The organism is Castellaniella defragrans 65Phen (genome assembly GCF_000612685.1).
In the GTDB taxonomy this organism is placed as follows: domain Bacteria; phylum Pseudomonadota; class Gammaproteobacteria; order Burkholderiales; family Burkholderiaceae_B; genus Castellaniella; species Castellaniella defragrans.
Genome location: NZ_HG916765.1, coordinates 2,438,760 through 2,459,003 on the forward strand (window position 1 = coordinate 2,438,760; position 20,244 = coordinate 2,459,003).

Below are 20,244 nucleotides of genomic sequence, written 5' to 3' on the forward strand. Positions count from 1 at the left end.
GGCCGCTACCCGGCCCGCGCGCAGCGCGCTTCCTTGGCGCAGGCGATGAAGAGATGGGCGATGGCGCCCGCGAACGCCTCGTCGAACCAGGGAAAGCAGCCGCTGACGCCCACCACGACGCCGTCGACGACCACGCTGCCCCACAGGGGCTGCTCGTCCGCCTCCAGGCGGTGCGGCGCGACGTCGCAGATCCCATGGCCGTTGCGCCGGGTGCGCCAGCTCATGCGGGCCTTGCCGCGGGCGTAGGCGGCATAGTCGGCGTCCCAGCGCGCCACCTCGCCCAGGCTGTGCTCGTACAGGACGGCGTCCTCGAATGCCGCCTCGCCGGGCAGCACGAGCGGGTTCATCACCACGACGTGCAGGAAGCCGCTGTCGCCGGCCTCGCGCGAGTCCATCGCGGCGGTGATCATGGGCAGCGACAGGCGCACCGCCCGCGCCGCCGTTTCCCGATCGAAGAATGCGCCCCGCATGAAAATCCTCCATTGCCCTTGCAGTCGCCGGAATGCAGCAAACGGCGTGCCCGCATGCGCACGGAAGTTTTATTTGTATCACCGTGTAGGAGGCTGCGCAGCGCGGCGCTCAACATGGGGCATATCGCTTTCTCAAACCTGGAAACGAATCGGCGCATTATTTCTTTGTTACTGGAGAAAATATTCGCAAGAAAACGGCGCATTAATCGCGGCCAATATCGTGCTAGGGTGTAATCGCACATCCACATCACGGAGGCTGAATCATGAGAAAACTGAAATTGATCGTCACCCACGTGGCCATCGCAGGAATGCTGGTCAGCCTGGGAGCCTGCAGCGGGATGTCGCGGCAAGGCCGGGACACGGCCGCCGGCGCGGGGATCGGCGCGGTGGGCGGCGCGGTCCTGACGGGCGGCAGTGCCGCGGGCACCATCGGCGGGGCCGCGGTGGGCGGCATCGTGGGCCACGAGGTCGGAAAATAATCGCTCCGCCCCGGCAATATAAACATCAACGCAGAATAAACATCAACGCAGGAATGCCGTCGCACGCCGTCGAGCGAAATCCAAGCACGCCGTTCCTGATTCGGGAGAATGTCCATGCTTTATTACGCCGTCGTTTTTCTGATCATCGCGCTGGTCGCCGGCGTCCTGGGATTTTTCGGTATTGCCGGGGCCGCCGCCAGCATCGCGAAAATATTGTTTTTCATCTTCATCGTCCTGTTCGTGCTGTCGCTCATATTCGGCCGCAGGCGCTTGTGAATGCCATGGCGAAAATCTTCCCTCTCCGTCCGGCGGGCGCGGCGCTCCTGCTGCTGGGCGCACTCGCCGGGGTGCTGGTCGGGCTGTACGCATATTTCACCCCCCTGACCGGCGTGACGGGCACCCTGGGCGCCCGCTGGGCGATCGTGGCGGCGGCCGTGATCGCCCTGATGGCCGTCCCCCTGGCGCGGCTGGGGCCCGGCGCGGGCCGCATCGCCTGGCGGATCGCGCTGCTCATCCTGCTGGTGGGCAACGGCCTGGCGGGCGCCCTGCTGCACGAGTGGGGGCTGCTCGGCGCGATGGCCGCCGGCCTGGCTGGCCTCGCCCTCGAAACGCAGCGGCCGGCGGGCCGCGCGGGAAAGCAGGATCATGGATACGCGTAGCGGCTTCGGTGCCGGCGGCGCGGCCCGGCGGGCCCGCGGCCTGGCGGTCGCGTGCCTGCTCGCGGCGTGCCTGCCGGTCCTGCCGGCTGCGCGGGCGCAGGAATGGGACAGCTTCCACGGCCAGCTGAGCGCCCAGAAATACAGTCCCCTCACCCAGATCGATGCGGACAACGTGGCGCGGCTGAAGAGGGTGTGGCAATTCCACACCGGCGACGTTTCCGACGGCACGGGCGATCTGCCGGCGACCGTATGGTCCGCCACGCCCCTGTTCGCCAACGACACGCTCTACATCAGCACGCCCTTCTATCGGGTGTTCGCGCTGGACCCGGCCTCGGGCCGGGTGAAGTGGCGGTTCGACTCGCATTCCACGCTCAAGGCCATGACGCAGCCGGCCCTGAAGACGCGCGGCGTCGCCTACTGGGCGGCGCGCGACCCGCGGCCCGGCCAGCCCTGCCAGAAGATCGTCTATCTCGGAACCATGGATGCGCAGCTGTTCGCGCTGGATGCCGACACCGGCAGGAAATGCGAAGGTTTCGGCCGGCATGGCGTGCTGGACATCAATGCGCAGAACACCGTCCACGCCAAATATCCGCTGTCCCTGCTGCAGCCGCCCACCGTGGCGGGCGATCACCTGCTGCTGGGCTGGGCGGGCAAGGACTGGGCCTACGCGCAGGCGCCGCCGGGCACGCTGTTTTCCCTCGACGCGCGCACCGGCAGGCTGGAATGGACCTTCCATGCACTGAACGAGGAAATGAGCCGGGTCAGCGGCACCGCGAACGTCTGGACGGCGGTGTCCGTCGACCCGCAGCGCGGGCTCGTCTACGTCCCCGTGTCCTCGCCCTCGCCGAACTACTGGGGCGGCTATTGGCCCGACGACGTGCCGCTGGCGACCTCGACGACCGCGCTGGACCTGGAGACCGGCAAGGTCGTGTGGTCCCGCCAATGGGTCCATCACGACGTCTGGGACTACGACATCAACGCCGCGCCGACCCTGATGGACATCACCGTGAACGGCAGGCGGATCCCGGCGCTGATGCAGTCCACCAAGCAGGGCTTCCTGTTCGTCGTCAACCGCGAGACCGGCGAGGACGTCTGGCCGATCGAGGAACGGCCGGTGCCGCAAGGCGACGGCTCGGTCCAGGGCGAACATCTGTCCCCGACCCAGCCGTTTCCGACCCGGCCCGCGCCCCTGCTCGACCAGAGCCGCAAGCCCGAAGTCTGGGCGCCCGCCGACATCGCCGGCGCGGGCGAGTGCTCCCGCCTCTGGGACAAGCTGGAATACCGGGGCATGTACACGCCGCCGACGGCCCGGGGCGAGGGCGCGCTGGCCTACCCCGACAGCGCGGGCGGCGTGCAGTGGGGCGGCGTGGCGTTCGACCCGGTCGGGCAGACCGCGGTCGTGAACGTCTCGCACATCGTGCAGTACGTCAAGCTCTTCGACCGCAAGGCCTACGACGAGGCCGACTCCGGCGCGGGCAACGAATCGGGCTTCGCTCCGCAGCAAGGCGCGCCCTACGGCATGCGCCTGGAAGTCGCCCTGAACTGGCTGGGCATGCCCTGCTGGCGGCCGCCCTACGGCGAGCTGGTGGCGCTGGACATGCACACGGGCGAGGTGAAATGGCGCCGCCCCGTCGGCGCGGCGCAGAAATACGGCTTCTTCATGCCCGAGCGCTGGGGTTCGCCCACCATCGGCGGGCCCGCCGTCACCGCGGGCGGCCTGGTCTTCATCGGCGGGTCGATGGACGCCAAGGTCCGCGCCTATTCGCTGAAGACCGGAGAAGAGCTCTGGTCGGACCAGGCCCAGGCCCCCGTGGTCGCCAATCCCGCCGTCTATTCCTACCACGGCCGCGAATACGTGGCGTTCGTGGCCGGCGGGAATTCCATCATCAAGGACCAGGTGGGCGATCAGCTGGTGGTCTACGCGCTCGCGCCAAAGTAGCCGCGCCGGGGCGGCACGCTGTTAAAATTTCGGGTTCAATTTTTTCCCGAAACATTTTCCCGAGCCGCCCCGCCATGCACACCGCCCTTCAGAACCTGATCGAATCCGCCTGGGAAGACCGCGCCTCGCTGCGCCCCGGCCAGTTCCCCTCCGACCTGGCCGACGCGGTCGAGCAGGCGATCCGGGGCCTGGACGAAGGCACGCTGCGCGTGGCGGAAAAGATCGACGGCCAGTGGCGGGTCCACCAGTGGGTCAAGAAGGCCGTGCTGCTGTCCTTCCGCCTGGCCGACAACCGCGTCATGGGCCAGGCCCCGCAGCTGTACTACGACAAGGTGCCGCTGAAATTCCAGGACTACGGCCCGGACGACTTCCAGCGCGGGGGCTTTCGCGTGGTGCCGACCGCCACGGTGCGGCGCGGCGCCTACATCGCGCCCGACGCGGTGCTGATGCCCTCCTACGTCAACATCGGCGCGCGCGTGGGCGCGGGCACGATGGTGGACACCTGGGCGACGGTGGGCTCGTGCGCGCAGATCGGCAGCCACGTCCACCTGTCGGGCGGCGTGGGCATCGGCGGAGTGCTGGAGCCCCTGCAGGCGGGCCCCACCATCATCGAGGACAACTGCTTCATCGGCGCGCGCTCCGAGATCGTCGAGGGCGTCGTCGTCGAGGAAAACTCCGTGCTGGCCATGGGGGTGTTCATTTCCCAGAGCACGCGCATCTACGACCGCGCCACCGGCGAGATCCACTATGGCCGCGTGCCGGCCGGATCCGTGGTGGTGCCCGGCTCCCTGCCCGCCGCCGACGGCAGCCACAGCCTGGCCTGCGCGGTGATCGTCAAGCGGGTGGACGCCAAGACCCGCGCCAAGACCAGCATCAACGACCTGCTGCGGGCCTGAGGCCCGTCCGCACGGCGCAAGGAATCGCACGCATGGCCGACACCGACGTCCTCGCCCTCGCCCGCGCCCTGATCGCCCGCCCCTCCGTCACGCCGGAGGACGCGGGCTGCCAGGACCTGATCGCCGAACGCCTGCGGCCGCTGGGCTTCGCCTGCGAGCCGCTGCCCAGCGGCCCGGTGCGCAATCTCTGGGCGCGGCGCGGCACCGGGGCTCCGCTGCTGGTGTTCGCGGGGCACACGGACGTCGTCCCGCCGGGGCCCGAGGCCGAATGGCCCAGCCCGCCCTTCGTCCCCACGGAAGCCGGCGGCCTGCTGACCGGCCGGGGCGCCGCCGACATGAAGACCTCGATCGCCGCCTTCGTGGTCGCGGCCGAGGAATTCGTCGCCGCCCATCCGGACCACCCGGGCTCGATCGCGCTGCTCCTCACCTCCGACGAGGAAGGGCCGGCGACCGACGGCACCGTCCACGTCTGCCGCGTCCTGGAGGCGCGCGGCGAGCGGCCCGACTACTGCGTCGTCGGCGAGCCGACCTCGGTGCGGGCGCTGGGCGACACGATCAAGAACGGCCGGCGGGGCTCGATGTCGGCCCGGATCACGGTGCGCGGCATCCAGGGCCACGTGGCCTATCCGCACCTGGCCCGCAACCCGATCCACGAACTGGCGCCCGCCCTGGCCGAACTGGCCGCGGCCCGCTGGGACGAGGGCAACGAATACTTTCCGCCGACCACCTTCCAGGTCTCGAACCTGCACGCCGGCACCGGGGCGGGCAACGTCATCCCCGGCACCGCGACGATCGACTGCAACTTCCGCTTTTCCACCGCCAGCACGCCCGAGGGGCTGCAGGCGCGGGTGGCGGCGATCCTGGACCGCCACGGCCTGGACTACGGCATCGACTGGACGATCGGCGGCCTGCCCTTCCTGACGCCCCGGGGTACACTGTGCGGGGCCCTGCAGGCCGCCATCGCCGGGGAAACCGGCGTCCAGGCGGAACTGTCCACGACGGGCGGCACCTCGGACGGGCGCTTCATCGCCCGGATCTGCCCGCAGGTCGTCGAATTCGGCCCGCTGAACCGCACCATCCACCAGACGGGCGAGCACGTCCCCCTGGACAGCCTCGCGCCGCTGAAGAACATCTACCGCCGCATGCTGGAAAAGCTGCTGGCCTGACCCCCATCCCGGTCCGCGCCCGAGGGGCGCGGCCGATCCTCTTTCTCACGCACACCATGCCCTCCCCCCACACCGAACTCCTGACCCTGCGCGACCTGCTGCGCTGGTCCATCAGCCGCTTCCACGCCGCCGGCCTGGTCTTCGGCCACGGCAGCGACAACGCCTGGGACGAGGCCGCCTACCTGCTGCTGCACGGCCTGCACCTGCCGCCCGACACGCTCGAACCCTTCCTGGACGCGCGCCTGCTGGAGCGCGAGCGGCTGCGCTGCGTGGACCTGATCCACGAGCGCATCAACACGCGCAAGCCCGCCGCCTACCTGACGGGCGAGGCCTGGCTGCAGGGCGAGCGCTTCCTGGTGGACGAGCGCGTGATCGTGCCGCGCTCGCCCATCTCGGAGCTGCTGGCCGAGGGCCTGGCGCCCTGGATCGAGGACCCGGACGCGGTCGGCCGGGTGCTGGACCTGTGCACCGGCTCGGGCTGCCTGGCGATCCTGGCGGCCCACGCCTTCGGCAACGCCGCGGTGGACGCGGTGGACGTGTCCGCCGACGCCCTGGCGGTCGCGCAATCCAACATCGAACTGCACGGCCTGCAGGACCGCGTCCAGGCGCTGCGCAGCGACCTGCTGGCCCAGGTGCCGGCGGACCGGCGCTACGACCTGATCGTCTGCAACCCGCCCTACGTCAACGAGCGGTCGATGAAGGCGCTGCCGCCCGAATACCGGCACGAGCCCCGCCTGGCGCTGGCGGGCGGCGCCGACGGCATGGACCTGGTGCGCCGCATCCTGGCCAATGCGCCCGATTTCATGGCGCCCGAGGGCCTGCTGGTGCTGGAGATCGGCCACGAGCGGGCGCACTTCGAGGCGGCCTTCCCCGAGCTGGAGCCCGTCTGGCTGGACACCGCCGCCACCACCGGCCAGATCCTGCTGCTGCGCCGCGCGCAGCTGGCCCCGTGATCCGCGCCGCCGGCCTGACCCTGCGGCGCGGCGTCAAGGTCCTGCTGGAAAACGCCGAATTCGTCGTCCATCCCGGCGAGCGCGTCGGCATCGTGGGCAAGAACGGCGCGGGCAAGTCCTCGCTGTTCTCGCTGCTGCAGGGACAGATCGATCCGGACGCCGGCACGCTGGACATGCCCGCCTCCTGGCGGCTGGCCAGCGTCGAGCAGATCCTGCACGACACCGGCCGTCCCGCGCGCGAATTCGTCATCGACGGCGACCGCCGCCTGCGCGAGCTGCAGGCGCGCCGCGCCGCCCTGGGCCCCGAGCAGGGCCAGGCGATCGCCGAGCTGGAGGCCGCCCTGGTCGAGGCCGAGGCCTGGAGCGCGCCTTCGCGCGCCGAGCAGCTGCTGGCCGGCCTGGGCTTCGCCCCCGACGAATGGACCCGTCCGGTCGCCAGCTTTTCCGGCGGCTGGCAGATGCGCATCGCCCTGGCGCGCGCGCTGATGGCGCCGTCCGACCTGCTGCTGCTCGACGAGCCCACCAACCACCTGGACCTGGACGCCATGCTGTGGCTGGAGCGCTGGCTGGCAGGCTATCCGGGCACGGTGCTGCTGATTTCCCACGACACCGAATTCCTCGACGCGGTCGCGCGCGTCATCCTGCATTTCGAGCAGCAGTCGCTGGTGCGCTACAAGGGCGGCTACGAATCCTTCCTGGAGCAGCGCGCCGAGCGCCTGCGCCAGAACCGCCTGGCGATCCAGCGCCAGACGCGCGAGGCGGCCCACCTGCAGTCCTTCATCGACCGCTTCAAGGCCAAGGCCACCAAGGCCAAGCAGGCGCAGAGCCGGGTCAAGGCCCTGGCGCGCATGCAGACCCTGGCGCCGCTGGCGGTGGAGTCGGGCATCGACATCCGCCTGCCCGAGCCCGCGCAGACGCCCGACGTGCTGCTGACGCTGGAGGACGCCGCCCTGGGCTATCCGGCGGACGGCGCCGCCGCGCCGCGCACCATCCTGCAGGACGTGAGCCTGATGGTGCGCGGCGGCAGCCGCATCGGCATCCTGGGCGTCAACGGCGCCGGCAAGAGCACCCTGGTCAAGACCCTGGCGCGCGAACTGGCGCCCCTGGCGGGCGGCTACCGCCCGGCCAAGGGCCTGGAGATCGGCTATTTCGCCCAGCAGCAGCTGGACGTGCTGGATCCGGAGCTGAGCCCGCTGCAGCACTTCGTGCGCATCGCCCCCGACACGCGCGAACAGGAACTGCGCAACATGCTGGGCGGCTTCGGCTTCGGCGGCGACATGGTCAGCCAGCCGGTGGCGCCGTTTTCCGGCGGCGAGAAGGCGCGCCTGGCCCTGGCCCTGATCGTCTGGCGCAAGCCCAACCTGCTGCTGCTCGACGAGCCCAGCAACCACCTGGACGTGGACACCCGCGAGGCCCTGGCGCGCGCGCTGGCGGAATTCCCCGGCAGCGTGCTGCTGGTGTCCCACGACCGGCACCTGCTGCGCACCACCGTGGACAGCTTCTGGATCGTGGCCGACGGCCGGGTCCAGCCCTTCGACGGCGACCTGGAGGACTACCGCGACTGGCTGCAGCAGCGCCAGGCGCAGCGCAACCAGATCGCGCGCGCGGCGGCGCCGGCGCCGGGCCAGGACCGCAAGGCGCAGCGCCGCGAGCAGGCCCAGGCGCGGCAGGAACTGGCCGCCCGCCGCAAGCCGCTGGAAACCCGCCTGAAGCGGGTCGAGGACGCCATGGCCAAGGTCCAGGCGCGGCTGGCGGAACTGGACGCGCTGATGGCCGATCCGGCGTTCTACACCGACGCCCACAAGGACGTGCGCCCCGGCCTGATGGCCGAGCACGGCGAACTGAGCAAGGCCCTGCAGGGCCATGAAGAGGACTGGCTGGAGATCCAGACGGAGATCGAGGCGCTGGAAAAGTCCTGATTTACCTCCATATTCCAGGGCTGAATAATTTAATACTCTTATATTCGTTCGGCATGAGAATGGGGATCCTTAGAATGGGCAGGTCTTATAACCTCCCGTCCAAAAGATCCGCGCCATGAGCCGCCTCCCCATCCAATCCGTCGAATCCGCCCCGGCCGAAGCCCAGGACCGCCTGCGCGCGGCCGCCCAGGCCAACGGCTTCCTGCCCAACCTGCTGGGCGTCCTGGCCAACGCGCCCACCGCCCTGGAAACCTACCAGGTCGTCGGCGCCATCAACGGCCGCAACAGCCTCACCCCCACCGAACGCGAGGTCGTGCAGATCACCGCCGCCGCCTACAACGGCTGCGGCTTCTGCGTGGCCGGCCACACCAAGCTCGCCTACAAGAAGCTGCAGCTGCCGCAGGAACTGGTCGAGGCCCTGCGCGGCACCCAGGCCCTGTCCGATCCCAGGCTCAACGCCCTGGCGCAATTCACCCTGCAGGTCCTGGAGCACCGCGGCCAGGTGCCCGACGAGGCCCTGGACGCCCTGCGCGCGGCCGGCTACGGCGACGCCCAGGCGCTGGACGTGGTGCTGGGCGTGAGCCTGGCCACGCTGTGCAACTACGCCAACAACCTGGCCCGCACCCCCATCAACCCGGAACTGCAGGCCTACGCCTGATCCTGGAGGCCCGCATGTCCACCGACCTGCTGCCCGCCGTCCACGGCGAGGGCATCGACACCCTGATCCGCGAAGTCCTGGCGCCCCAGGCGCAAGCCATCGACGAGGGCCGCTATCCGGGCGACTTCATGCGCGCCCTGGGCCGCCTGGGCGGCTTCGGCGCCGCCCTGCCCGCCGGATCGGGCGGCCTGGGCCTGGACCTCGCGGCCCAGATCGAAATCATCGCCCGGGTCGGGCGCGTCTGCGGCTCCACGGCCTTCCTGACCTGGTGCCAGGCGGCCTGCGCCTGGTACCTGCGGCAGACGGACAATGCCGCCGCGCGCGCACGCTACCTGGCGCCCATCGCCCGGGGCGAGATCCTCGCCGGCACCGGCATGTCCAACGCCGTCAAGCACCTCGCCGGCATCGAGCGCATCAACCTGCGCGCCCGGCGCGACGGCGAAGGCTACCGGGTGAACGGCGCCCTGCCCTGGGTCTCGAACCTGGGGCCGGGCCACCTGCTCATCGCCGCCGCCGCCCTGGAGGAAGGCGGCTACGTCATGTTCGTCGTGCCGCCGGGCTCGGAAGCCCTGACGCTGCGCCCCTGCCCGGCCTTCGCCGGCATGGAGGGCACCGGCACCTATGGCGTGCACCTGAAGAACGCCTGGATTCCCGCGGAAGACGTGCTGGCCGAGCCCGCGGCCTTCGAGGACTACATCCGCCGCATCAAGCCCGGCTTCCTGCTGCTGCAGATCGGCATGGGGGTGGGGCTGGTGCAGGCCAGCCTGGAAACCATCCACGCGACCAACCAGCGCCTGAGCCACGTCAACACCTACCTGGACGACCAGGAGGCCGACCTCGAACGGGACTTCCAGGCGCTGCGGGCGGAAACCCTGCGCCTGGCCGGCCTGGACCTGGACGCGCTGCCGCTGGACATCCTGCGCGCCCGCGCCCGGGCGTCCGAACTGGGCCTGCGCGCCACGCAGTCGGCCGCCCTGCACGCGGGCGCCGCCGGCTATCTGATGAGCAGCCCGGCCCAGCGCCGCCTGCGCGAGGCCTTGTTCGTCGCCATCGTGACGCCGGCCCTGAAGCACCTGCGCAAGGAAATCCACGCGCTCGAACAGCAGGCGGCCTGAACGATGAGCCTCGCCACGGCGCTTTCCGAACCGGCCGCCGCGCCCGCATCCGCGCCCGCCGCCGCAGCCGGTGTGCTCGGCGCCGAGCGCGTGGCCCTGGGCTACGCGCGGCCGGGCGCCGGCCCCCACCGCATCCTGCAGGATTTTTCCCTGGAACTCCAGGCCGGCGAGATCGTCGCCCTGCTGGGCCCCAGCGGCGTGGGCAAGTCCTCGCTGCTGCGGGTGCTGGCGGGCCTGCAGATGCCGCTGGCCGGCCAGGTCCGCCTGCGCGGCCGTCCCCTGGCCGGCCCCGCGCCCGACGTCGGCTTCGTCTTCCAGGACCCCTGCCTGCTGCCTTGGCTGACGCTGGAGGAGAACGTCGCCTTCGGCCTGGATTTCCGCCACCAGCCCCGCCTGGACGAGGCGCTGCGTCGCCAGCGCGTGCAGCAGGCCATCGCCGAGGTCGGCCTGACGCAGGCCCGGACGCGCTACCCGGACGAGCTGTCGGGCGGCATGGCGCAGCGCGCCGCCCTGGCCCGCAGCCTGGCGCGCGCGCCCGAGATCCTGCTGCTGGACGAGCCTTTCAGCGCCCTGGACGAAGTCACCCGCAGCGAGATGCAGACCCTGCTGCTGGAGATCAGCGCGCGCCACCACGCCGCGGCGATCCTGGTGACCCACGACATCGACGAGGCCCTGCTGCTGGCCGACCGCATCCTGCTGCTGGGCGGCCAGCCGGGCCGCCTGATCGGCCAGTGGCGGCCCGACCGGCCCCACCCCCGCGACGAAACCGATCCCCGCCTCACCGCGCTGCGCGTCGAGATCCTGCAGGCCCTGCGCGCCGCCCGCCCCCCGAAACCGAACCTCGCATCATGACCCTGAAACTCATCGATTCCTGCTGCGGCGCCGCCGCCGGCGCCCTGGCCGGCCGCCGGCAGTTCCTCAAGCTGTCCTCGCTGTTCACGATGGCCGGCGCCCTGCCGCTGCTGCAGGCCGGCCGGGCGGCGCGCGCCGCCGAGCCGGACGCGCCGGTGCGCATCGGCTACCTGCCGATCACCGACGCCACGCCGCTGCTGGTGGCCCATCACAACGGCCTGTTCGAGAAGCGCGGGCTGCAGGTGGAAAAGCCGCGCCGCTTCCGCAGCTGGTCGCAGATCGTCGAGGCCTTCCTGAGCGGCCAGGTGAACGTGGTCCACCTGCTCATGCCCATGACCATCTGGTCGCGCTACGGCAGCAAGTCCCCGGCCAAGGTGGTCGCCTGGAACCACATGGAAGGCTCCTGCCTGACCGTGCGTCCCGACATCGCCAGCCTGGCCGACCTGGGCGGCACCACGGTCGCCATCCCGTTCTGGTATTCGGTGCACAACATCGTCCTGCAGGCCATGCTGCGCGAGGCCGGGCTGGAATTCATCAGCGACGGCGAGCCGACGAAGCAGCAGGTCAAGCTGGTGGTGATGTCGCCCGGCGACATGCTGCCCGCCCTGGGCACCAAGCGGATCTCCGGCTACATCGTGGCCGAGCCCTTCAACGCCAAGGCCGAGGAGCTGGGCGTGGGCAAGGTCTGGCGCTTCACCGGCGACGTCTGGCGCAACCACGCCTGCTGCGTGGTGACGATGCACGAGCGCGACCTGCAGGAGCGTCCCGAATGGTCCCAGAAAGTGGTCGACGCCCTCGTCGAGGCGCAGGCCTGGACGCGCGGCCACCGCGAGGAAACCGTGAAGATCCTGGAGCGCGGCAACCCGGCCGACTACACCCCGCACGAGCATTCGACGCTGGCGCGGGTGCTGCTGGCCTCGCCCGAACGCGACGCGGAATACGCCCGCAGCGGCGCCATCCGCCACACCGGCTGGAACGAGCGGCGCATCGACTTCCAGCCCTATCCCTTCCCCAGCTACACGGAAAAGCTGGTGGAGCTGCTCAAGACCACCTACGTGCTGGGCGAGAACGCCTTCCTGAAGGACCTGGACCCGGCCGAAGTCGCCCGCGACCTGGTGGAAGAACGCTACGTGCGCAAGGCCATCGAGGCCCAGGGCGGCCCGGCCGCCTTCGGCATCGCGGACTACACGCGCACCGAAACCTTCTCGGTCGCCTAGACCGGCCCGGACCACGGACCCACGCCCATGAAAACACGCATCGCACCGCTGCCCGCCCCCAGGCGCCTGGCCCTGAGCCTGGGCGGACTGCTGGCCCTGCTGCTGCTCTGGGCCGCCGGCATCGGCCTGATCGGCGAGGAGACGGCCATGGCCGGCCTGTTCTCGCCGCTCAAGGCCCTGCCCAGCCTGGTCCACCTGGTGCTGGACAACCAGCTGACGGCGCACACCCTGGTCAGCCTGCGGCGCGTAGCCGTGGGCCTGTTCTGGGCGCTGGTGTTCGGCATCCCGCTGGGGCTGGCCATCGGCGCCTCGCAGAAGCTGGAGCTGGCCACCAGCGGCGCCTTCCAGTTCCTGCGCATGGTCTCGCCCCTGTCCTGGATGCCGATCGCCGTGATGCTGTTCGGCATCGGCGACGCGCCCATCTACTTCCTGCTCAGCTTCGCCGCCGTCTGGCCCATCATCCTCAACACCAGCGCGGGCGTGCGGCAGCTGGACGCGCGCTGGCTGATGCTGGCGCGCAGCCTGAGCGCCACGCGTTCGGAAATCCTCTGGAAGATCGTGATCCCCGGCTCCCTGGGCCACATGCTGACCGGACTGCGCCTGGCCATCGGCATCGTCTGGATCATCCTGGTGCCCTGCGAGATGCTGGGGGTGAGTTCCGGCCTGGGCTATTTCATCCTGGACACGCGCGACCGCCTGGCCTATTCCGAGCTGATGGCCGTGATCGTGCTGATCGGCGCGCTGGGCTTCCTGCTGGACGCCACCGCGCAGCGGCTGCACCGGCGCTGGGCGCGGCGATGACCGGCCGCGGGCCCGGGACTCAGACTCAGGCTCGCGCCTGGGCTGGCTCGGGTCAGTCGAGCACTTCCAGCTTGGCCACGCCCAGGGCCAGGGTCTTGGTGCCGGCGTCGCAGAATTCGATGCGCGCCTGGGCGTCGGCGCCGCTGCCGCTCAGCGCCACCACGGTGCCTTCGCCGAAGCGCCCGTGGCGCACCCCCGTGCCGATGCGGAAGCACTGTTCGCCCACCGTGACGCCGGCCGCCTGAGTGCGCGGCGCGCGCGGCGCGAAGGTGCTGCCGTCCTCGCCCTGCCAGCCGCCCAGGCCGCGCCGGAAGGCGCCGCTCCAGGGCTGCTGGGCGGCGGCCGGGCGCTGGCGCGGGGTGATCCATTTCAGGTGCTCTTCCGGGATCTCGTCGAGGAAGCGCGAGCGCATGCCGTAGCGCGTCTGGCCGTGCAGCATGCGGCTCTGCGCCAGGGTCAGCGTCAGGCGCTCGCGCGCCCGCGTGATGGCCACGTACATCAGGCGGCGTTCCTCTTCCAGGCCACCCGCGTCCAGCAGGCTGTTTTCATGGGGGAACAGGCCCTCTTCCAGCCCGGTGATGAACACCACGTCGAATTCCAGGCCCTTGGCCGCGTGCACGGTCATGAGCTGCACGGCGTCCTCGCCGGCCTGGGCCTGGTTGTCGCCGGCCTCCAGGGAGGCGTGGCTGAGGAAGGCGCCCAGGGGCGACATGACGGCGGGCGCAGGCTGCGCGGCCGCGCCGAAGGCCGGATCCGGCGCATCGGACGGACCCGCGGCACCGGAGTCCGCACCGAAGGCCGGCACCGGCGCGCCGGGCGATCCGGCGGCGTCGGCCGCCACGTCGGCGGCAATGGCCGCGCCTTCGGGAATGCGGCCGGCGGGCAGGCCCTGGAAGCCTTCCTCGGCCACGAAGGCGGCCGCGGCATTGACCAGTTCCTGGAGGTTTTCCAGGCGGTCCTGGCCCTCGCGGTCGGCCCGGTAGTGGGCCTCCAGGCCACTGTGGTGCACCACGTGGCCGATGAGCTCGGGCAGGTCCAGCGTGCGGGCTTCCTCGGCCAGCTCGCGGATCAGGGTGGCGAAGCGCGCCAGGCTGGCGCCCGCCTTGCCCGGCACGAAGGCCACCGCGCCGGCCAGGCTGGTGCCCTGCTGCGCGGCCATGTCGGCCAGTTGCTCCAGCGTGCGCGCGCCGATCCCGCGCGTGGGGAAGTTCACCACCCGCATCCAGGACGTGTCGTCGTTGGGATTGTCGATCAGGCGCAGGTAGGCCAGCACGTGCTTGACCTCCTGGCGCTCGAAGAAGCGCTGGCCGCCGTAGACCCGGTACGGCACGCGGGCGGAGAACAGGGCGTGCTCGATGGGGCGCGACTGGGCGTTGCTGCGGTACAGGATGGCGATCTCGTGGGCCGGGCGGCCCTCGCGGATCAGGGCGCGGACCTCGTCCACCAGCCACTGGGCCTCCAGCGCGTCGGAGGCCTGCTCGACCACGCGCAGGGGCTCGCCCTCGCCCGCGTCGGTCCAGAGGTTCTTGCCCAGGCGGTTGCTGTTGTGCGCGATCAGGGCGTTGGCCGAGTCCAGGATGTGGCCGTGCGACCGGTAGTTCTGCTCCAGGCGGATCACATTGCCGTGCGCATGGCGCTGCTCGAAGTCGGCCATGTTGCCGACGTTCGCCCCGCGGAAGGCGTAGATGGACTGGTCGTCGTCGCCCACCGCGAACACCGGCGTGTGCGCGCCCGCCAGCAGCATCAGCCAGCGGTACTGCAGCACATTGGTGTCCTGGAATTCATCCACCAGAATATGCCGGAAACGGCGCTGGTAGTGCTCGCGGATCGGCGCTTCGCGCTGCAGCAGTTCGTAGGCGCGCAGCAGCAGTTCGCCGAAATCGACCACGCCCTCGCGTTCGCACTGGTCCTGGTAGCGCTGGTACAGGTCGGCCAGCCGGCGGGCGTGGGGGTCGCGCGCGTCCAGGTCGCCCGGGCGCAGGCCGTCTTCCTTGGCGCCGTTGATCATGCGCTGCACGTCGCGCGGCGGAAAGCGCTCGTCGTCGATGCCGGCGGCCTTCAGCATGCGCTTGATGGCCGAGAGCTGGTCGGCGCTGTCCAGGATCTGGAAGGTCTGCGGCAGGCCGGCCTCGCGGTGGTGCGCGCGCAGCAGCCGGTTGCACAGGCCATGGAAGGTGCCGACCCACATGCCGCGGGTGTTGATGGGCAGCAGCGCCGACAGCCGCGTGAGCATTTCCCGCGCGGCCTTGTTGGTGAAGGTGACGGCCAGCAGGCCGTGGGGGCCGACCTGCCCGGTCTGGATCAGCCAGGCCATGCGGGTGGTCAGGACGCGGGTCTTGCCGCTGCCGGCGCCGGCCAGCACCAGGGCGTGCTGCGCGGGCAGCGTGACCGCCGCGCGTTGTGGTTCGTTCAGGCCGTCTATCATGCAAAGTCGATTCAAGAGCACTGCGAAAGAACCCCTAGTGTAGCCCTTGCGCCCGGCCGGCCGCTGGCCCCGGGCCGGGATCACCCCGGCGTTTTCCCCGGCGTTTCGTACAGGACATGTCCCCAGTCGTGCATCAACTGGAAAAACACGCGGGCGTGCTCCAGACCGAGGTCGGGCAGTGCTTTTTGCGCCTGGCGCAGCACGTGCCGGACACTGCGCCGGCCGTCGACGGCGTCCAGCAAGGCGGTCCCATTGCGGTTCAGGGAGAACTCGTGCCAATCGCGCTTGAGCTGCGCAGGCCGATCCTGCTGGATGCTGCCGGGTTGCAGGATTTTCAAAAAAGGGTGCCGCACCGGGACATACGCCAACCAGCCGGGGGTGTCGAAGCGCGGACGCAGCGCCAGGCGCCGGGGGTGGCACAGCAAAAACCGGTGCGTGCCCCGCGTCTGGGCCAGGAGTTCCAGCGTGGCCCACCGCTCTTCGGGCGGCAAGGCCTGGATACGGGCCAGGGCCGGGTGCTGCAGGCCCAGGACCGCCCGGGCATCGTAATCCTTGGCGTCCGTCCAGCCCCAGAAGCCCAGCCCGTTTTCGCGGGCGAACGCCAGGACCTGGGGCACGGTATAGGCGCGGTCCTGGGGATGCAAAAACGTATCCACGATGCCCGCGTCATAGCGCAGATCGTCCGCCACGGCCAGATAGCGGCGCAGCACATGATCGTCCGGCAGGCACGCCAGCGTGGCCCGCACCAGGGCGACATCTTCCGGGGTTTGCCCGCAGCCCAGGCGGCGGAAGACCTCCTGCATCAGGTACACACCCAGGCGCAGGCTCTGGCCATACAGCATCAGGTTCATCATGCCGTCGGGGGCCAGCACCGCACGTAACGCCTGCAGGCCCGCGTCCGGGCTGGGCAGGTGATGCAGCACCCCGGTACACACGATGTAGTCGAGCTGCTGGCCCAGCCGGGGAACTTGCAGCAGGCCCATGTGCCGCAGGGTCAGGTTGTGCAGCCCATGCTTCTCTTTCAGGAACTGGCTGTGCTGCAGGCTGTTCATGGAAATGTCGATGGCCGTCACCTGCGCCTCGGGCATCGACAAGGCGTTGTACGCCGCCTGGTTGCTGCCGCAGCCGGCGATCAGCACGCGCAGGCCCGCCAGGCTGCGGCCCTCGGGCCACAGCAGGGGGCCGAACAAATGCGGTGCGGCAAATTCAAAATAGCCGTCGGCGATGGCCGCCTGCATGTCCTGGACGGGCTGGGGATACACCCAGGCGCTGTACTGCCGGGCCACGATGTCCGTGACCTTGTCGGGGGCCGGCGCAGCGCCTGGGGCAACCGGGCCGGGCACCGAGGAGGCCGAAGCCGCAGTCATCCCGGATACCAGGCTATGCCGCCTGCAGCACCAGGGTATGGTCGGCGGCGGCGCTTCCCAGAGCCGCCAGGTCGGTCACCCCGGTCAGCTGGATGACCAGATCGGTGCCGGCCTGATAGCTCGAATCGCCTCCCCGCTCGACCGCCAGGTAGGTATCGCCTTCAAATACAAAGGCCAGGGCATTCCCGCTACTGCTGCTGCCCAGCACCTGGAAGGCGGCAGTGATCCGCCCCGCCAGATCTGTCTCATCTACTATGCCGGAAAAGGTGGCGATCCCCTGGGATGCGTGGACGGTAACGCCACCACCAACGATGGTATCGCGATTCTCCACGATGCCGGTATAGCCCGCGATCTTCAGGACATCGCCATGGGCCGCCATCGTGTCAAACCCGGCAATCTCGATGAACTTGCCGTTCCGTGCATCCAGGTCGGTTGCGCTCTGGATGACGAGGACATCCGACCGGGCCAGCGACCGCGCCAGATCGACGCTATCCGCCCCGCCATTCAGAGTGATCTGGTTCTGGCCGCTGCCGCCCCTGATCGTATCGGCGCCGCTGTCGGTGGCGGCGGTGAGGTTCCCGCTCAAAGCCGTCGCATCCAGGGTGATGTCGGTGCCCTGAACCAGACCCAGACTCAGGTTGGCCGCCCCGGAAATATTGACCACGGCTCCGGCGGCCACCGACAGGCCCGCGCCGGCCACGCCCGCCAACCCCGTGTTGCCGACGCTGCCAGGGGAGCCGCCAGTGCCGTCAGTGCCCCCAGTTCCACCATCGGACAGGCCGCGAAGGCCGGCCGCACCGCCGATGCCGAGGGAGCCGCCCACGCCGCCATCCCCTCCTTGGGAAACAAGAAGATTGTCGGCCACGCTGCCATCGGCATTGGTATTGGAGACGATGTTGACGGCGTTGAAATCGTGCAGATCCACCACGACGCCCCCGGCACCGCCATTGCCGCCATGGCCGCCGTCGCCCCCGTGACCGCCATTGCCCCCATTGCCGCCATTGCCCCCGGCCCAGCCATTGCCCCCGTTACCCCCGGCCCCGCCATTGCCTCCCTTACCGCCCGAGCCCCCGGCCCCGCCTATGGACTGCAAGGTGACCCCGGCCAGGACAAGAGAGATCTCGTGCCCGCCGCTCTGCGACACCGACAACGCCGAACCGGCGTTGCCGCCATTGCCGCCGGCCCCGCCGTGACTGCCGCTGCCCCCATGACCCCCATTACCACCATCGAAATGGAGAATACTACCCACGGCGCCATTCCCTCCAAACCCGCCATTGCCGCCGTTTGCGCCAGCGCCCCCGGCACCGCCCAGGACAGTGATGTCCTGGTGGATGACCAGGCTGATGTCGTGATGGACACCCGTGAATACCAACCCAGTGCCCGCTGCGCCATCATCCCCATCCTCGCCCGCTGCGCCATCCCCGCCTGCCCCACCCGGGGTCACGCCAGTGGCGCCATCCGCCGATGGCGTGCCCGCGCTGCCCGCCGCGCCGGCCGATTGAACCCGCCCCGCCAAATCCAGCGTCGTAAACCCGGAAAGGGTCAAATCCAGGGTGAACGCCTGGGTGGCGTGCAGCTGCAGATTCTGGAAACTAATGACACTGGGCCCTCCGATGGCGGTCGCCAGAGTGCCGTCGATGACGGTGTCGGCCAGCACCAGGGTATTGGTGCCGACCCCGCCATTCACCATACCGTCGCCATTGAATTCGCCCGCCGCAAAGGTCACGGTGTCATTGCCCGCCCCCCGTGAAAATGGATATCGCCATTGCCGACCTTCAGGCTGAGGTCGCCCGTCATGCGTACGGCATCGATGTTGTCGATGGAAGCAGCCAGGACACCCGTCATCGTCAACGATTGACCGCCCGTCAGGCGCAGGACCGGCCCCTCGAAGTCCAGGGCTCCCAGGGTATTGGGGCCGGACCCGCTGGAATCGATCGTCAGAATGTACGGACCATCGACAGCCAAGTGGACATCCCCCATTTCGGTGCCGTTGGAGACGGCCAGCCTCGCCAAGGGAGAAGCCCCGAAATCGGCGGTCAGCGCCTGCGTGCCGGTGACGTGATTCAACCCCAGGATCTGGTTATCCCTCAGGACAATCTCGCTGCCGGCCGCCCCCAGGGGGGCGGAAAGACTGACATCCACATAATTGAGCTGCGTCACGTCCTCCAGGCCGCTGGTATTCACGGCCCCGCCCGTCGTGCCATGCAGATTGATGATTTCGACGCGGGTCAACTGGGGCAGCACGGCCGACTCGCCATAAAAATTGAAGGTGTCGGTACCGCCCCCGCCGTCGATCTTGTCGGTCGGGGTGACGGTCGTCTTGCTCCGGTTGTCGCCCGTGAACACATCGTCCCCATCGGTGGCATGATGATTGGCCACGTTGAAGTCGTCGATGGCGGTCGTCAGGGCATAGGGGTCGGGAGGGGTGCCGCCGCCGGAATGGTCCTGTTCAAACGTATCCGGCAGCGGCAGCAGCGCGGGCGGCACATGCACGCCGGGAGGCACGACCAGCTTGATGCCTTCGGGCGGTACGAAATCGACGGGGATGGGCGTATCGGCCGCGGGAACCCAGCCCTCGGGCGGCTGAAAGCTCGGCAGAAAGGGAGCGATCGCGTACACGCGCGCCAGCGCCAGGTCGTAATTGCCCACCGTCAACGCATCAACGAACTGGGCGTCGCTCTGGAAAATGCTGAGGACGATGCCATTGCCCAGGTCGCGGCCTTCCAGCACGCCGTAGCTCATCAGATGCTGCAGCGCGGTGGTCTGCCCGGCGTCCACCGCGGCGGCCACGTCGGGATTGGCGCCCAGGTAGGCGGCCAGGTCGATAAAGGGGGACAAGGCGCGCACTTCCCCGCTGCCGTACTGCAGGAAATGCTGCACCGCATTCATGCCGTCGCCCACCGCGGCGGCCACGTCGGGATTGAGCGCCAGATAATATTCCGGGTCGAAGACGATCAGCGGCGAACGGTCTTCCTGGATGCCGTACAGCAGGAAATGGTCGTAGGCGGTCGTCAGGCCGGCCTGCACGGCGGCGGCGACATCCGGGTTGGCCGCCAGATAGTGTTGCGGGTCGAACAGAGGGCCGGGGGTGCCCGGCCTTCGGCCTTGCCGTACAGATTGAAATGCTGTTCGGCGGTCAGGCCGCCCTGCGCGACGGCGGCGGCGACATCCGGGTTGTAAGCCAGATAGTAAGCCTCGTTGAACAGGTCATACGGCATGGTTGAGTCTCCGGGTCGGGCAGTCCCACAGCGGACAAACCAGGCGATCGGCGGCCATCCAGGCAGCCTGCTCGCCGTTTGAATCATCGTGGGTATTGCGGATTGTTGTT

The 20,244-nt window shown here is 69.7% G+C and carries 19 protein-coding genes; 13 read left to right on the top strand and 6 right to left on the bottom strand.

The window, feature by feature from the left end:
* Positions 1-5 precede the first annotated feature (5 nt).
* Positions 6-470 (bottom strand): hypothetical protein, encoded by a 465-nt coding sequence (locus BN940_RS10865; RefSeq protein WP_052355793.1) that lies wholly within the window; start codon positions 468-470, stop codon positions 6-8.
* A 263-nt stretch (positions 471-733) separates the two neighbouring features.
* Here BN940_RS10865 and BN940_RS10870 point away from each other — a divergent pair, with 263 nt between their 5' ends.
* From BN940_RS10870 to BN940_RS10930, 13 genes are all read left to right on the top strand, one after another.
* Positions 734-949, top strand: coding sequence for a hypothetical protein (locus BN940_RS10870; protein ID WP_043682940.1), 216 nt, complete (start codon positions 734-736; stop codon positions 947-949).
* A gap of 114 nt (positions 950-1,063) precedes the next feature.
* Complete coding sequence (locus BN940_RS18575) at positions 1,064-1,225, top strand: DUF1328 domain-containing protein (protein ID WP_043686892.1); 162 nt, start codon at positions 1,064-1,066, stop codon at positions 1,223-1,225.
* 5 nt (positions 1,226-1,230) lie between these two features.
* Positions 1,231-1,608, top strand: a complete 378-nt coding sequence (locus tag BN940_RS10880) for a hypothetical protein (RefSeq protein ID WP_043682943.1) — start codon at positions 1,231-1,233, stop codon at positions 1,606-1,608.
* Positions 1,595-3,547, top strand: coding sequence for a pyrroloquinoline quinone-dependent dehydrogenase (locus BN940_RS10885; RefSeq protein WP_084330645.1), 1,953 nt, complete (start codon positions 1,595-1,597; stop codon positions 3,545-3,547). The genes BN940_RS10880 and BN940_RS10885 overlap by 14 nt, the downstream gene beginning before the upstream one ends.
* A 74-nt stretch (positions 3,548-3,621) precedes the next feature.
* Positions 3,622-4,443 (top strand): 2,3,4,5-tetrahydropyridine-2,6-dicarboxylate N-succinyltransferase, encoded by an 822-nt coding sequence (dapD, locus tag BN940_RS10890; protein WP_043682945.1) that lies wholly within the window; start codon positions 3,622-3,624, stop codon positions 4,441-4,443.
* 32 nt (positions 4,444-4,475) lie between these two features.
* On the top strand, positions 4,476-5,609 hold the full coding sequence (gene dapE / locus BN940_RS10895) for a succinyl-diaminopimelate desuccinylase (RefSeq protein ID WP_043682947.1): 1,134 nt from the start codon (positions 4,476-4,478) through the stop codon (positions 5,607-5,609).
* 56 nt (positions 5,610-5,665) lie between these two features.
* A complete protein-coding gene (gene prmB, locus BN940_RS10900; RefSeq protein WP_043682950.1) occupies positions 5,666-6,562 on the top strand; it encodes a 50S ribosomal protein L3 N(5)-glutamine methyltransferase in 897 nt (298 codons plus the stop codon).
* A complete protein-coding gene (locus BN940_RS10905; protein ID WP_148304949.1) occupies positions 6,559-8,481 on the top strand; it encodes an ABC-F family ATP-binding cassette domain-containing protein in 1,923 nt (640 codons plus the stop codon). The genes prmB and BN940_RS10905 overlap by 4 nt, the downstream gene beginning before the upstream one ends.
* 115 nt (positions 8,482-8,596) lie before the next feature.
* Positions 8,597-9,139, top strand: a complete 543-nt coding sequence (locus BN940_RS10910; protein WP_043682952.1) for a carboxymuconolactone decarboxylase family protein — start codon at positions 8,597-8,599, stop codon at positions 9,137-9,139.
* 14 nt (positions 9,140-9,153) lie between these two features.
* Positions 9,154-10,254, top strand: coding sequence for an acyl-CoA dehydrogenase family protein (locus BN940_RS10915; protein ID WP_043682954.1), 1,101 nt, complete (start codon positions 9,154-9,156; stop codon positions 10,252-10,254).
* Between the two features lie 3 nt (positions 10,255-10,257).
* Positions 10,258-11,106: an ABC transporter ATP-binding protein gene (locus BN940_RS10920; protein ID WP_084330646.1), complete on the top strand. Its 849-nt coding sequence runs from the start codon at positions 10,258-10,260 to the stop codon at positions 11,104-11,106.
* Entirely contained in the window at positions 11,103-12,323 is a 1,221-nt protein-coding gene (locus BN940_RS10925; protein ID WP_052355794.1) for an ABC transporter substrate-binding protein, read from the top strand. The genes BN940_RS10920 and BN940_RS10925 overlap by 4 nt, the downstream gene beginning before the upstream one ends.
* A 27-nt stretch (positions 12,324-12,350) precedes the next feature.
* A complete protein-coding gene (locus BN940_RS10930) occupies positions 12,351-13,124 on the top strand; it encodes an ABC transporter permease (RefSeq protein WP_052355795.1) in 774 nt (257 codons plus the stop codon).
* A 52-nt stretch (positions 13,125-13,176) separates the two neighbouring features.
* Here the strand turns inward: BN940_RS10930 and BN940_RS10935 are convergent, their stop codons facing one another.
* The 5 genes from BN940_RS10935 to BN940_RS10955 all read right to left on the bottom strand — a co-directional run bounded on the left by BN940_RS10935 (position 13,177) and on the right by BN940_RS10955 (position 20,134).
* Positions 13,177-15,549 (bottom strand): UvrD-helicase domain-containing protein, encoded by a 2,373-nt coding sequence (locus BN940_RS10935; RefSeq protein ID WP_043682959.1) that lies wholly within the window; start codon positions 15,547-15,549, stop codon positions 13,177-13,179.
* An 80-nt stretch (positions 15,550-15,629) separates the two neighbouring features.
* Entirely contained in the window at positions 15,630-16,916 is a 1,287-nt protein-coding gene (locus BN940_RS10940; protein ID WP_084330647.1) for a class I SAM-dependent methyltransferase, read from the bottom strand.
* Between the two features lie 13 nt (positions 16,917-16,929).
* Positions 16,930-18,642 (bottom strand): bluetail domain-containing putative surface protein, encoded by a 1,713-nt coding sequence (locus BN940_RS20105; RefSeq protein WP_052355797.1) that lies wholly within the window; start codon positions 18,640-18,642, stop codon positions 16,930-16,932.
* Complete coding sequence (locus BN940_RS17990; protein WP_052355798.1) at positions 18,639-19,943, bottom strand: hypothetical protein; 1,305 nt, start codon at positions 19,941-19,943, stop codon at positions 18,639-18,641. Before BN940_RS17990 ends, BN940_RS20105 begins: the two co-directional genes overlap by 4 nt.
* Positions 19,928-20,134: a hypothetical protein gene (locus BN940_RS10955; RefSeq protein ID WP_043682962.1), complete on the bottom strand. Its 207-nt coding sequence runs from the start codon at positions 20,132-20,134 to the stop codon at positions 19,928-19,930. The genes BN940_RS17990 and BN940_RS10955 overlap by 16 nt, the downstream gene beginning before the upstream one ends.
* Positions 20,135-20,244 lie beyond the last annotated feature (110 nt).

Excerpts from the sequence above, each read along its gene's own strand:
- BN940_RS10865 (WP_052355793.1), bottom strand. The coding sequence starts at position 470 with ATGCGGGGCGCATTCTTCGATCGGGAAACGGCGGCGCGGGCGGTGCGC.
- BN940_RS10870 (WP_043682940.1), top strand. The coding sequence starts at position 734 with ATGAGAAAACTGAAATTGATCGTCACCCACGTGGCCATCGCAGGAATG.
- BN940_RS18575 (WP_043686892.1), top strand. The coding sequence starts at position 1,064 with ATGCTTTATTACGCCGTCGTTTTTCTGATCATCGCGCTGGTCGCCGGC.
- BN940_RS10880 (WP_043682943.1), top strand. The coding sequence starts at position 1,231 with ATGGCGAAAATCTTCCCTCTCCGTCCGGCGGGCGCGGCGCTCCTGCTG.
- BN940_RS10885 (WP_084330645.1), top strand. The coding sequence starts at position 1,595 with ATGGATACGCGTAGCGGCTTCGGTGCCGGCGGCGCGGCCCGGCGGGCC.
- dapD (WP_043682945.1), top strand. The coding sequence starts at position 3,622 with ATGCACACCGCCCTTCAGAACCTGATCGAATCCGCCTGGGAAGACCGC.
- dapE (WP_043682947.1), top strand. The coding sequence starts at position 4,476 with ATGGCCGACACCGACGTCCTCGCCCTCGCCCGCGCCCTGATCGCCCGC.
- prmB (WP_043682950.1), top strand. The coding sequence starts at position 5,666 with ATGCCCTCCCCCCACACCGAACTCCTGACCCTGCGCGACCTGCTGCGC.
- BN940_RS10910 (WP_043682952.1), top strand. The coding sequence starts at position 8,597 with ATGAGCCGCCTCCCCATCCAATCCGTCGAATCCGCCCCGGCCGAAGCC.
- BN940_RS10915 (WP_043682954.1), top strand. The coding sequence starts at position 9,154 with ATGTCCACCGACCTGCTGCCCGCCGTCCACGGCGAGGGCATCGACACC.
- BN940_RS10920 (WP_084330646.1), top strand. The coding sequence starts at position 10,258 with ATGAGCCTCGCCACGGCGCTTTCCGAACCGGCCGCCGCGCCCGCATCC.
- BN940_RS10925 (WP_052355794.1), top strand. The coding sequence starts at position 11,103 with ATGACCCTGAAACTCATCGATTCCTGCTGCGGCGCCGCCGCCGGCGCC.
- BN940_RS10930 (WP_052355795.1), top strand. The coding sequence starts at position 12,351 with ATGAAAACACGCATCGCACCGCTGCCCGCCCCCAGGCGCCTGGCCCTG.
- BN940_RS10935 (WP_043682959.1), bottom strand. The coding sequence starts at position 15,549 with ATGATAGACGGCCTGAACGAACCACAACGCGCGGCGGTCACGCTGCCC.
- BN940_RS10940 (WP_084330647.1), bottom strand. The coding sequence starts at position 16,916 with ATGACTGCGGCTTCGGCCTCCTCGGTGCCCGGCCCGGTTGCCCCAGGC.
- BN940_RS10955 (WP_043682962.1), bottom strand. The coding sequence starts at position 20,134 with ATGCCGTATGACCTGTTCAACGAGGCTTACTATCTGGCTTACAACCCG.